Origin of the sequence: Psychrobacter pacificensis, assembly GCF_900101915.1 — a bacterium.
Lineage (GTDB): Bacteria > Pseudomonadota > Gammaproteobacteria > Pseudomonadales > Moraxellaceae > Psychrobacter > Psychrobacter pacificensis.
Genome location: NZ_FNAL01000007.1, coordinates 125,601 through 138,388, shown reverse-complemented (window position 1 = coordinate 138,388; position 12,788 = coordinate 125,601). Strand labels below are relative to the sequence as shown.

Annotated in this window: 13 protein-coding genes; 4 read left to right on the top strand and 9 right to left on the bottom strand. The window is 44.1% G+C overall.

The features are described 5' to 3' along the window. Positions 1–842 precede the first annotated feature (842 nt). Both pssA and BLR43_RS06275 read right to left on the bottom strand, forming a co-directional pair. Positions 843–1,646 carry a CDP-diacylglycerol--serine O-phosphatidyltransferase gene (gene pssA, locus BLR43_RS06280; protein ID WP_093069652.1) on the bottom strand — a complete coding sequence of 268 codons (804 nt, stop codon included), beginning with the start codon at positions 1,644–1,646 and terminating at the stop codon, positions 843–845. Between the two features lie 148 nt (positions 1,647–1,794). Then, entirely contained in the window at positions 1,795–2,682 is an 888-nt protein-coding gene (locus BLR43_RS06275) for a 23S rRNA (adenine(2030)-N(6))-methyltransferase RlmJ (RefSeq protein WP_058024915.1), read from the bottom strand. 141 nt (positions 2,683–2,823) lie between these two features. Between BLR43_RS06275 and BLR43_RS06270 the strand changes: the two genes are divergently transcribed. Continuing rightward, positions 2,824–3,579, top strand: a complete 756-nt coding sequence (locus BLR43_RS06270) for a 2OG-Fe(II) oxygenase (protein ID WP_093069629.1) — start codon at positions 2,824–2,826, stop codon at positions 3,577–3,579. Between the two features lie 61 nt (positions 3,580–3,640). Further along, the gene (gene dapE / locus BLR43_RS06265) at positions 3,641–4,840 is read left to right on the top strand and encodes a succinyl-diaminopimelate desuccinylase (RefSeq protein ID WP_093069626.1); all 1,200 of its coding nucleotides are present in this window, start codon (positions 3,641–3,643) and stop codon (positions 4,838–4,840) included. Positions 4,841–4,981: 141 nt separating this feature from the next. On the opposite strand, the gene BLR43_RS06260 is transcribed toward dapE, so the two are convergent. From BLR43_RS06260 to BLR43_RS06235, 6 genes are all read right to left on the bottom strand, one after another. Continuing rightward, positions 4,982–5,485: a GyrI-like domain-containing protein gene (locus tag BLR43_RS06260; protein ID WP_093069624.1), complete on the bottom strand. Its 504-nt coding sequence runs from the start codon at positions 5,483–5,485 to the stop codon at positions 4,982–4,984. 65 nt (positions 5,486–5,550) lie between these two features. Beyond that, on the bottom strand, positions 5,551–5,760 hold the full coding sequence (iscX, locus tag BLR43_RS06255; protein ID WP_071003236.1) for a Fe-S cluster assembly protein IscX: 210 nt from the start codon (positions 5,758–5,760) through the stop codon (positions 5,551–5,553). Positions 5,761–5,907: 147 nt separating this feature from the next. Next, on the bottom strand, positions 5,908–6,447 hold the full coding sequence (locus tag BLR43_RS06250) for an acyl-CoA thioesterase (RefSeq protein ID WP_093069622.1): 540 nt from the start codon (positions 6,445–6,447) through the stop codon (positions 5,908–5,910). A gap of 172 nt (positions 6,448–6,619) precedes the next feature. Beyond that, complete coding sequence (locus BLR43_RS06245) at positions 6,620–8,020, bottom strand: NAD(P)(+) transhydrogenase (Re/Si-specific) subunit beta (protein WP_093069619.1); 1,401 nt, start codon at positions 8,018–8,020, stop codon at positions 6,620–6,622. Next, a complete protein-coding gene (locus tag BLR43_RS06240; protein ID WP_058024937.1) occupies positions 8,017–8,355 on the bottom strand; it encodes a proton-translocating transhydrogenase family protein in 339 nt (112 codons plus the stop codon). Before BLR43_RS06240 ends, BLR43_RS06245 begins: the two co-directional genes overlap by 4 nt. A 97-nt stretch (positions 8,356–8,452) precedes the next feature. Further along, the gene (locus tag BLR43_RS06235) at positions 8,453–9,607 is read right to left on the bottom strand and encodes an NAD(P) transhydrogenase subunit alpha (protein WP_071003229.1); all 1,155 of its coding nucleotides are present in this window, start codon (positions 9,605–9,607) and stop codon (positions 8,453–8,455) included. A gap of 478 nt (positions 9,608–10,085) precedes the next feature. Between BLR43_RS06235 and yaaA the strand changes: the two genes are divergently transcribed. Further along, a complete protein-coding gene (gene yaaA / locus BLR43_RS06230) occupies positions 10,086–10,898 on the top strand; it encodes a peroxide stress protein YaaA (protein WP_093069616.1) in 813 nt (270 codons plus the stop codon). A 299-nt stretch (positions 10,899–11,197) separates the two neighbouring features. Here the strand turns inward: yaaA and BLR43_RS06225 are convergent, their stop codons facing one another. Continuing rightward, positions 11,198–12,115, bottom strand: coding sequence for a DMT family transporter (locus tag BLR43_RS06225; RefSeq protein ID WP_227674293.1), 918 nt, complete (start codon positions 12,113–12,115; stop codon positions 11,198–11,200). 147 nt (positions 12,116–12,262) lie between these two features. Here BLR43_RS06225 and BLR43_RS06220 point away from each other — a divergent pair, with 147 nt between their 5' ends. Further along, on the top strand, positions 12,263–12,718 hold the full coding sequence (locus tag BLR43_RS06220) for an Lrp/AsnC family transcriptional regulator (protein WP_093069614.1): 456 nt from the start codon (positions 12,263–12,265) through the stop codon (positions 12,716–12,718). Positions 12,719–12,788 lie beyond the last annotated feature (70 nt).

Here is a 12,788-nt window from a genome sequence, read left to right as displayed (position 1 = left end):
ACCAACTTTATTTTTTAGCATTCTGAATCAGCAAAAATCCACACAAGTTGTTCTTTAGTTATGCTTTTAAATAGTTTCAATCACTGTCGTCCAGTCATCGATATATAGGGTATTACTTACGCTTTTTGCCTTTTCTGTTGCCGGTTAAGCTATCTAGCGAGCCGACTATCTTATCATATTGATTTGAATTGTCAAGCTTTATTTTAATTTGTTTCAACAGGTTAACCGCGTTATTAATGTGTAATTGACACATCTCTCACTGCCAGTCCGTCTGATGAGGGCGTATTATAGACCCTTTATTTATTTAGTCAAGAAGTATTTTTAATTAGTTTGAAATAACTTAATCGCTTAAGCTTCCTCACCACTTCCCTTTCGACTGGGACGCATTATACGCAGGTTTGAGGATGGGTCAAGGATTATTTCGAGGGTCTTGCTCACTGCTTTCGCAAACATCAAATTGTAGAGATATTCCAATGGTTTATACACTTCAATAGTTTTATCTATTTTACAATGGTTATGCAAAACAGGGTTTGAACTAGTTATCTAGGACAGCCCCTTCGTTTGGATGTACATTTTGTTTAGAAACATAATAAATGGCTATTATGCAAGGATAAAACGTATCTGATAGTAGAATATTCTTCAATATAGTTGATCCAATTTAAGAGTGGTAAAAGGCAACCGAGTGCAGATGTATACGTCATACTTCAAGCGAGGTTAACGCTGTAACGCTTTTTTAATGGATTGACTATAACACCATGTTTTTATAGTAAATAAAGTATAAAAAAAGGGACTCACCTATTGGCAAGTCCCTTTTTTTATCTCAGTAACGTTCATATTTACACTTACATCTTTGCTTTGATCGTAGTCACAATACCAGATAACGCATAAATGATACCGATCGCCAAGATACCAACAGGTATATCATAAAGCATAATACTCATGACCAGTACGCCAATGATAAGCACCACAAAGGGTACTTTCTTTTTATCAAACTCTTTAAAGCTGTAGTACTTAACATTACTGACCATAAGCAGACCACAAATGACCACCCACGCTGCGAACAAAAACATGATCGCCGTATCATACTGTCCAATCCATTCGTTATGATCAACTGCCACCATAACAGCAGAGGTTACTAGAATGGCGGCAAGCGGACTGGCCAAACCAACGAAGTATTTTTTATCGACAATGCCCACCTGCACATTGAAACGTGCAAGACGAAAGGCAGCACAGGCAGTAAAGACAAAGGCACAGCCAATCCCAATACGACCCAGCGGCTCTAGGGCAAAGCTATAAACCAAAATAGCAGGCGCAACGCCAAACGCGAGCATATCTGCTAATGAATCATATTGCTCACCAAACGGGCTTTGGGCATTCAGCATACGGGCAACGCGGCCGTCGGCACCATCTAGAATACCTGATAAAAAGATAGCCAAAGCCGCCTTGTAAAACTCGCCTTGCGTACTTGCCAAAATTGAATAAAATCCTGATAGCAGTGACAAAGTGGTAATCAAATTAGGCGCTAAATAGACACCGCGACTGACCACACGCTTACCTTCCGCGACTTCTGCCTCGACGACCTCAAAGGTCAAACCATCATAATTGTCATTGTCCGCTAGACGAATATTAAACTCATGCTCATCCATGTATGGAGGCTGGGTCGCTACATTATCCTGCAACGCTCCCTCTTTTGGTGACATGTTATTTGGTTCGCCTTCAGGTGGCTGCATATTCGTCATCTTGATATCCTTATTGGCCAATGTTGCTGTTCACTGACATCACCTACTGACGTCACTATTCACCAACCAGCCAGCGTACATTGGTCGCACTGTCAGGTGTTAAGTCTGGCGCATCTTCTACTTTTAGTACTGGCTGCAAGAAACGTAATATCTCGCGAGCATGGTTATCAAACTGCCATGGCGGATTGATAACCAGTAGACCTGTACCGTTCAGACCGACGGCCACATCATTAGGATAAATATTTAGCTCACAAACCAGCTGACGACGCATCTCGGTACGCTTGAGCTTTTTATAAAACAACTCAACCGCTTCGATATTTTTGATTGGGAACCACAGGGCATAAGTACCTTGTGGCCATTTTTTATAAGCCGAGACTAATAAATCGATCAGACGCGTAAAGTCTTTATGCTCTTGCTCAAAGGGAGGATCAAGGAAAATCAAACCGCGCTTTTCTTTTGGGGGAATAACAGCGGTGATACCTTCAAAAGCATCGCGATGCTGAATACCAATTGGCAGCTTATATAGCTGATAGTTCAGTGCATCATATTCAGTCGCTTTGGCTTCAAAAGCCTCAGCGCGCACGCCAGCATCAGGTTTTTTAGCGGCGGTTTTTTCGACATGATGAGCAATCCACCACGGCGAACCCGGATAGACTTTATTGTCGTAAGTGAATTTGGCTTGTTTAATACCTTCCATATAATCTTTGACAGCGGCTGGTGCTTTTTCGGTATCTGCTTTCAAAAAAGCCTGAATACCACCTTTGGCCTCCCCTGTCTTGCGCGCTTCTTCACTGCTTAGTGAATACAGTCCGCGGCCACCATAAGCGTCAAGCACATAAAACGGTTTGTTTTTTTGCCCCAATTGATTGAGCAGTTGTACCAATAAAATGTGTTTAACCACATCAGCAAAGTTACCAGCGTGGTAGGCGTGTTTATAGTTCATAATCTCAAAAGTTTAAATAAGAAAAATTGCATCTATGGTAGCATAGGCGGAGTAAAAGATAATGTGGTTTTAGTAAGCGCTTTCGATAAAAACGCATTGAATGGCGGTATATTGACCACTGATTGATAAGAATGAGATGAAATGACGCAGATTATTAGCAACCTGAACAAGACAGCGTTGGTCGTTGATCATCCGATAGGACAGGACAATCCTCCGTTACTATCTCCAGACAGTCATAACGACGACCAAGACGCGCCTACCCAGAAGATGCTGCAACTGTCTGATTTTGCAGTCAGCTGGGAAGATAGGCTGACGGATAAGCAGCTTGATACCTTTGTCACTGATGGCTGGCTCACTATTGATAATGTATTTAATAAGACCGCATTACTTGCGCTACAGGCTGAAAGTGGTTTTATTGACTATCGTGATGCGGCGCTAACCGCTGGCATTCGTATCAGTGATATTCGCGGTGATAGAATACGCTGGATCACCGAGAACTTTTTTGCAGGCTACTATTATCTACAAAGCATTAACGCCCTCGCCGCTCTGTTTAATCGCAGCTTATTTGCGGGTATTCGTCATAGCGAAGCGCATTATGCGTGTTATCCGATTGGCTTTGGTTATCAATGGCATAGCGACAACCCTGCTGGGCGCGATGAACGCGTAATCTCGGCCGTGTTTTATCTCAATGATGATTGGGGAGCGACTGACGGCGGTGCGCTAGAAGTCGTTGATAAGCATGGCATGCACCATGAAGTAATGCCAGTTGCCAATAGACTAATCATTTTTGATAGCGACCTACAGCATCAAGTGCAGATCGCGCATCGTCAGCGTTACTCTATTGCTACGTGGATGCGCCGTGACGGTCTTGTACCCTTTGTCGAAGTAGACGCTTAGCACTTATTACTCATTATCTATTTATATTTAACATTTTCATTATTATACAAAAGGCTAACCCATGTCAGACTCTCACCAACAGCCCACCCACCAGCAAGCAACCTTAGATTTGAGTATTGCCCTACTCGAGCGCCCATCTGTCACACCAGACGATGATGGTTGCCAAGACATATTGTCAGAGCGTTTGAAGCAAGCAGGCTTTGACTGCGAGTTTATGTACTATGGTGACAGACAAGCAAAGGGTGAACATGCTGAAGTCAAAAATTTGTGGGCACGCCGTGGCACGACGGACCCCGTCATTTGCTTTGCTGGTCATACCGATGTCGTACCAACGGGTGATGAAAAAAACTGGACGTATCCGCCATTTGAGCCGACCATCGCGGACGGCTATCTATGGGGACGCGGCGCGGCAGACATGAAGACAGGCATTGCTGCCTTTACTATCGCCGCTGAGCGTTTCGTTGCCAATCATCCTGAGCACAATGGTTCGATTGCTTTTTTGCTCACCTCAGATGAAGAAGGGCCGTCAATCAACGGTACGGTCAAAGTCATCGAAACCTTAGAGGCTCGTCAAGAAAAAATTACTTATTGTCTTGTGGGGGAACCATCGAGCACGGATACGTTAGGCGATATTATCAAAAACGGTCGTCGTGGCTCGCTAGGCGCAGAACTGACGGTCATAGGTAAGCAAGGTCATGTTGCCTATCCACATTTGGCCTCTAACCCAATTCATGCAGCGATGTCTGCCCTTGCTGAATTGACCTCTACCGCATGGGACAACGGCAATGACTACTTCCCAGCCACCTCATTGCAGATATCAAATATCAATGGCGGCACAGGTGCAACCAACGTCATTCCTGAAACGCTAAACGTTGTCTTTAACTTCCGTTTTTCGACAGAGACGACTGAAGACGAGCTAAAGGCAAAAACCCATGCTATCTTTGACAAATATTTTACCGACAGTAAGGCCAGTTACAACATCAATTGGAAGTTATCTGGTCAGCCGTTTTTGACACCTGAAGGCAAGCTGGTTTCAGCCTGTCAAAATGCGATCAAGTCAGTCACAGGTACAGACACGACGCTATCGACATCAGGCGGTACGTCCGATGGACGCTTTATCGCGCCGACTGGTGCGCAAGTGGTCGAGCTTGGTGTCCGTAACGCCACCATTCATCAGGTCGATGAAAAAGTGGAAGTCGATGATTTGGGTAAGCTTGCGCAGATATACGAAGGCATTTTGGAAAACTTATTGTTGGACTGATTGTAAGATTAATTGCGCCTGTCTAATTGATTACATCTATCAAAAGAAAAAGCGCTACCTGATTTAGGTTAGCGCTTTTTTGTCATTGTTTTTGTCGACAACAGATTGAGCAGATTAAGTTACTTAAGCCAATTACTAGTTTTACTCAATCCCAATATAAACATCCACTTGGCCGTACTCTAGATTACCACCGATATAATGCTCAAAGTCTACATCAAAGTTGCGAGTGTGTTCACAGTTTGGATCATTAAAGTACTCCCATGCCTTTTCCCATGCATTCATGACGGTATTAGGCATATGGCCTTCTTCAGAAAATACCAAGTACTTTCCTGCAGGAATGGTGACTTCTACCACATTACTAGTGCTGGCGGTACGCTCACTGTCTGATTGGTCGTCCTTCTCACTGGCTGTTTTCCAGCTAGCGACAACATCAAACGCGCCTGCTAAATCATCGCTCTCATAATTATGGTAAACGCCATAAATATCTTCACCTTCTGGCAACTGTCCTGCGTGATTTTGATAAAATTTTTGCCATAACCTACCAAGCTTGGCAGTGTCATGGCTAATCTCAGCGTGATTGGTGGTACGAATGCTAATACCCTTACACGCTATCGCTTCGGCTAACTTTTTAATTTGAGACGTCATGATGCTGCCTGCCCTGTTGCTCTCTATTATTGTTATTGGATGTACTGTTAAAGAAGAAAGTCACCTTAATCGGCTTCATCGATCCAATTCATCTGAATGGCTTCTAAAATACCTTCGTTTGAGCGCTGTGGATCATCATCAAAGCCTTCAAGCTCAGTCACCCAGCGGTGCAAATCCGTAAAACGAATGTACTGCGGGTCGACCTCTGGAAACTTCTCATAAAGCTCAATGGCGATGTCGAGGCTGTCTGTCCATTTTAGTTTTTGCGGGGTCATGGTATCTCCTTAGCGGTTATCATTTAAAAAGTCTTCTCAAGACGTTGATCGGCTAAATTATCAGCCTGTTTATTTACCTCTATCCTACCAAACTTCGCTAACTGATTATAGCCAAGTTCTTTATACAAACGGCTTTGATTAATCAGCCTATTTGGCAGACTTTACAGATTTAATCGCTACTTGATGCGCATTCCATGAGTCGATGACGTCATTGGTTTGCTCGCCGAGCATATCCAATACCGCCGGCGCGCACTTTCCTTTTTTATCGGTCAAGACAAACTTCGTCATCCCAATACCCATAAGTTGATGTTTGACAAAAAACCGCGTTTCAAAATACACGTATTTTTTATCCCAACCGACAAGCACACTATTTACTGTCATTTTATTTAGAAATTTAATTTCTTTAAGATAGACCATCTCTTGCATGGCGATAATCCAGCCAAGATTTTTTATTCCTTTTTGATGACAGCAAGTCATCAGCCAGTTGGTGATGTTTAATTCTATAAAAGACAAATAACGATAATTGGGCAGATGATCGCGAAACCCCATGTCATGCGGTAATACCCGATAGTTACGGACAGTCGGTGCGATTAAGGTCTCAATACTAATCGTCTCACTCATGGGCTCATGCTTGAGCTGCTGCTTAAGCAAACTGACCATAATAAAAAAGCGCAGTAACATATTCATAAATAGTGCTCTTACTTTGTTGTGTTTATGAGTGAAGGTTGAACGGCTCAACAATATTTTCTTATCGTTGTTTCCGAAACGTTGATCACTTTAACGCAAAAAAGCCACCTAAGTGACTTTTTTATTTAAGAAAACATACTCAAAACTTATGCTGAAAAGCTGATTTTAGCGATTAATGGCCGCCGCCATTAATACTACGTACCATCTCTTCGACCATCTTTTTGGCATCGCCAAAAATCATCATCGTTTTGTCCATATAGAAGAGGCTGTTATCAAGACCTGCATAGCCGGTGCTCATCGAACGCTTGATGACCATCACCGTTTGCGCTTTGTTGGCTTCTAAAATGGGCATACCAAAGATAGGAGATGTCGGATCGTCTTTTGCTGACGGGTTGACGACGTCGTTGGCACCGATGACCAAGACCACATCGGTACTGGCAAAGTCGGAATTAATCTCATCCATCTCTAGAATATCGTCATAAGGCACGTCGGCTTCTGCCAATAGTACGTTCATGTGCCCTGGCATACGACCAGCAACAGGATGGATGGCAAAACGCACGTTAACGCCTTCTTCTTTTAGCAGCTCATATAGCTCTTTTACTGCATTCTGCGCGCGGCCTTGCGCCATACCGTAACCTGGTACGATGACCACGTTGCTGGCATTAGACATGAGGAACCCTGCATCTTCTGCTGAGCCTGATTTGTATGTTTTTGGTGCACCATCATCACCGCCTGCAGCGGCCGCTGACGTGCCCATACCACCAAACAAAACGTTTAGTAGAGAGCGGTTCATGGCTTTACACATGATATAAGATAAAATCGCACCCGAGGAGCCAACAAGCGAACCTGCGATAATGAGCATCGAGTTGCCCAGCGTAAAGCCAATACCTGCTGCCGCCCAACCTGAAAATGAGTTCAGTAGCGACACGACCACTGGCATATCACCGCCGCCGATAGGCGCAATCCACATCCAGCCAAAGATAACCGCAATCACTGTCATCGCATAAAACGCAGGCAAGGAATCCGTGACAAAATACACGCCGCCAAACCCAATCATCGCTATAAATAGCAAGGCTTGAACAGGTTTTACCCAGCCGCCAGTGACTGTTTTTGCCCAGCTTTTTGCTGCCAGTTTACCAAAAGCAAAGACAGAGGCAGAAAAAGTAATCGCACCGATAAAGCAACCGATAAATAGCTCAACACGGGCAACCGCGCCATGTTCTTGCTCAGTGTGTAATACCGTCGCAAGGGCAATCGCAACCGCTGCCAAACCGACGAATGAATGCATCAACGCTACGGTTTCTGGCATCTGCGTCATGGCAACGGTTTTTGCCTTCCACATACCAACCAGCGCACCTAAAATCATCGCGCCAATAATGAGCCAAAGGACAGGGCCTTCTGCTAAAAAGAACGTCGTCACGACGGCAATCGCCATCGCTACCATACCAAAGCGGTTGCCACGAATCGCTGTCTTTGGACTCGACAATCCGCGTAACGTTAAAACAAAAAGGATCGCACCAACCAGATAGAACCAATCCGCATTTGCCGCAATCATTGTTGATAAATCATTCATGCGTCGCCTCCATTATCAGTGCTTGCTGCTGGGGCTTTTTTTACTTTGGGTTTGAACATCGCGAGCATACGTTCAGTCACCGCAAAACCACCAAAGATATTGATACTGGCCAAAAATACCGCAAAAGCACCAAGCAAACTGGTCGGGGTAAACATCGAGCCGTCGATATGGACAGTCTGTAGCATCGCACCGACGATCACGATACTTGATAAGGCGTTGGTCACCGCCATTAATGGCGTATGTAGCGCTGGGGTCACGCCCCAGACGACGTAGTATCCGACAAAAATAGCGAGTACAAATACGGTAAAAATCGCGACAAATGGTGTGCTACTCATGGCTGCACCGGCAGGCGCTGCCGCTAAAATGGTGGCGATCATCTCATCCTCCTAAAAATTTATTCTTGTCTGGCAAATGTATGGCGACCAGCAAGGGCTAGCGTTTGGCCAAGCGCACTTGGTTGTCGTGGGTCACTGCCAGTGCACCCTGAATCTCATCTTCCATATCTAAGTTAAGCGAAAGGTCGTTTGCTGCTGCATCGTCGCCAGCAGGTGCGATCAAAGTCGTGATAAAGTTAACCAAGTTATTGGCGTATAGATCTGACGACTGTGCGGCTAGCATAGATGGGATATTGGCGGCACCAACGATGCGTACGCCGCTTTCTGTGGTGATGGTCTCATTTGGCACACTGCCTTCGACGTTACCACCGGTACCAGCAGCCATATCGATCAGGACAGAACCTGCTTTCATTTTGGCAAGGGTTGCCGCGTGCACTAGACGCGGGGCATTACGCCCAGGAATCTGTGCTGTGGTAATGACAATGTCAGCATTGCTGAGTGCCTTGTCGACGACTGCAGCTTGGTCTTTGATATATTGCTCTGATGGCGTCCATGCATAGCCGCCCGTTGCTTTGGCTTTTTGTGCTTCGTCATCACTCATCGGCACATCCAGCCATTTACCACCAAGTGATTCGACCTGCTCTTTTGCCGCAGGACGCAAATCACTCGCTTCTACAACCGCGCCTAGACGCTTTGCCGTTGCAATCGCTTGCAGACCTGCCACGCCTACGCCCAAAATAACCACTTTGGCTGGCTTGACTGTACCTGCAGATGTCATAAACATAGGAAAAGGACGTGAATATTCGTTAGCCGCCAGCAATACCGCTTTATAACCAGCAAGGTTAGCCTGCGATGACAATACGTCCATGTTTTGCGCACGTGATAATGTGCGCGGTAATAACTCCATTGCAAAAGCCGTCGCACCTTTGGCTGCATAAGTGTCAAGCTGAGTGTTGCGATACGGGTCTAGCATACCGACGACGATTTGGCCTGCACTCAAATGCTCTGCCACTTCGGCGGGCAAGTCGTGAATGGTGGTAATAATTTGAGACTGGGCAATCACCTCGGCGCTGCTGCTGGCAATGTCGGCTCCTGCCGCCTGATACAACGCATCAGCATAATACGCTGCTTGGCCTGCACCTGACTGAATGACGACTTCAAACCCAAGCTTGCGCAATTTTTTGACTGCGTCTGGGGTTAGTGCGACACGGCTTTCACTCGCGATATCTGCACTGATTACACCGATTTTCATATCGTCTCCTTACTTATATAGAATGACTTACCCTTAATACCCTCAACGCATTTTAAAAAGCATAGGGGACAAAAATCCTTAACCATGATTTATCCAATATCATAAATAAAGACTATCAATTTAATAAATGATGTATTGTTTACCATCATGCCTTTTTATTATAGAGATATAATCTGCCAACTTTCATTGTCTAATGATGACCAACAAGTAAGATAAAAAGTTAGGTATTGATACCATCTGCATAACTTTTGTTGTTATATTAAAGTTTTTCATTTTTTCAAAAAACCTCTACCCCTTATATAACAAGGTCTCGATTCGATAGAAGCTAACTGTATGGACATTTACGCATTGCCATATCCCCTTAAAAAAAACATAAAACACTCAAGGTCAAGTCAAGTTAAGCCCGCAGCTGTCGTATAATAAGAATGCTTGACACCTGAACAGGTCGGTCATTGACTCACGATAATAAGGACTCACCATGTATTTTTTACTCTCTCCTGCCAAATCTTTAAATGAAACAGATGACATACCAGTAAATATTGGTAATTACTATAGCCAACCTGAGCTGATTGAGCACTCACAGGCACTAATGAAAATACTAAAGACAAAAGAGCCGGTTGATTTGCAAGCGCTGATGAGTATCTCGGATGATCTTGCGCAACTCAATGCCACGCGCAATCAACAATGGTGCTGGAGCGAAGATAAGCCGTTTACTGATGATGAGTCTGGTAATGCAGCAAAGCCGGCGGGCTACTTGTTCGACGGTGATGTTTATACCGGTCTTGATATGTATCACATGGATAAAGAAACCGCTGTCTATGTCAATGAACATCTGGGTATTTTGTCAGGTCTTTATGGGGTATTAAAACCGCTCGATTTGATTCAGCCTTATCGTTTAGAGATGGGTACAAAGCTAAAAAACGCGCGCGGTGATAATCTTTATGAGTTTTGGGGAGAAGAAATAACTGACGTTATCAATGCTCGTATGGCAGATAGTGAGGACAAGGTCTTGATCAATCTGGCGTCGAACGAGTATTTTAAAGCGGTGAAAAAGAAAGCACTGAAGGCAGATATCATCACGCCACGGTTCGAAGATGAGAAAAATGGCACATATAAAGTCATTAGCTTTTATGCCAAAAAAGCACGCGGACTGATGGTCAAGTACGCAGCAGACAATAAGCTGACCAGTGCTGAGCAGCTAAAAGGCTTTAACTTAGCGGGTTATTATTATTGTAAAGAGGCGTCTGATGATAAGACGTGGGTGTTTAGACGCGATGCGGCGGATCAGTAACTTGATATAAAAAACGGCTGGTAATGCCGAGATCTTGGCTAGATTTTCAGCAACGGTTGGGGTGATTTTAGCCTCAGCCTTTTAGCGTAGTACCACATTTGAATGTTCAACAGAACCTAAGGCTTGCACCTAATGAGCCACCATCAATAAATAAAAATTAGCCCCATTTAGTTTATCGCCTAATAACCATGGGGCATTATTAACGACCTTTTTCAATAATCTTCCAGCCGTGAGCTAACCTATAATTTTCTTCATCTTTCATTGGTTGCAAATCGTATTCGCCATGACACTTGCATCATTTATTTCGCTCGATTGGACAAAATGACGCCAATGGTACTAAGTGCGATTCCGCATATCATGATGACTGATAGAGACTCTTTGAGTATCAACGCCGCGAGTATAGCGGTTAATCCTGGGGACAAAGAGCCAAGTAATAAGGTACGAATGGAGCCCAGCTGTTTGACCGCATAAGAAAATGCAATGGTTGATACCACCCCTACGCCAAGTCCTTGTATTAGGATAAAAGGCAACACCTCATCAAAGGATACAGAACCTATATTGGTGTCCATCATGCCAGATAAAACCATCACCAATGTCAGAAAAAAAGAGGTATAAGAGAGCACGATCGCGATAGCTATTGGAGTTAACGTGGTGCTTTTTAACCCTAAGGTATAACCCGCCCAAATCAGGCTTGCCAGCAACAGTAACCCCACCCCATACAGAAGACTATTAAGTATTTCCTGTGCATGCCCGCCAATCATAGTCGCGATACCAAAGAGAATAAGGATTAATGAGGCAAATTTTCTTAATGATATTCGTTGACGATAAAGAATAAAAGACAGTAAGGCAGCAAAGAAAACTGGTGTCCCTGTCAAAATGGTACCCATGTAAGCTGCTGGTACCGTACTTGCACCAAAAGCGGCCAACAAAAGAAACGGCACCCCGCCAAATAAAATAAATAGGATATCTGGCAGTCTTATATTTTTGATGTCATGCCAACTAGAGAGCATCCAAGGGGTCAACAAAACGAGCGGTACACTAAAGCGAATGAGCATGACATCCGCAATGCTGAGCGACGACGCCCCAACCGCTCGCACAGTCAACGCAAATCCTGACCAAATCAATAAGACGACGCTCATCGCCACATAGCCTTTGGTCAGTGGCGACATTATAAACAAAGGGTTTTTGCGCGACGAGGGGTGGAATATCGTATTCATAGTCGTGTCTTATGCTGGTATACAAAGACCAATTATCGATTAAAATACGCGCTTTTATCTCTATTTATTCATTGCAATTTTGCAAATATTTGGTCGATAATGCTAATTAAATCAAAATTCTTGGCTTAAAAAACCAAAAGGCAAATTATGGACAAAATCGACCGTCATATCTTGGAAGTGCTCCAAAAAGAAGCACGCTTATCTACGGCAGAACTAGCCGAACGTATAGGGCTGTCGCCATCTCCTTGCGCAAGGCGCCTAAAACGTTTGGAAGATGAAGGTTATATAGAGAACTATCAAGCAAACATAAACAAAGCCAAAGCGGGTATTGCGATGAGTTTTTTTGTGGAGGTGAGTCTGAACAACCACCAAGAAGAATCTATTGCAACCTTTGAGAATGCCCTATCCAATATGGACGAGGTCATCAATGGACATGTGGTGTCGGGTTCTTATGATTATTTATTAGAAGTGGTAAGCCCAAATCTCGATGGTTATGAGCGGTTCACACGTAAGCTGCACAAACTTGCGAGCGTCAAAGATATACACACTCATTTGTCGGTGAGAAAGGTCATCAATAAGACGACTTTACCTATTTTTGTGTGAGACTTTTAACACTAATGGGCAACGTCGAGCACGGCCTTCCCTGACGTTAAGTCTATTAAGATTAATATAA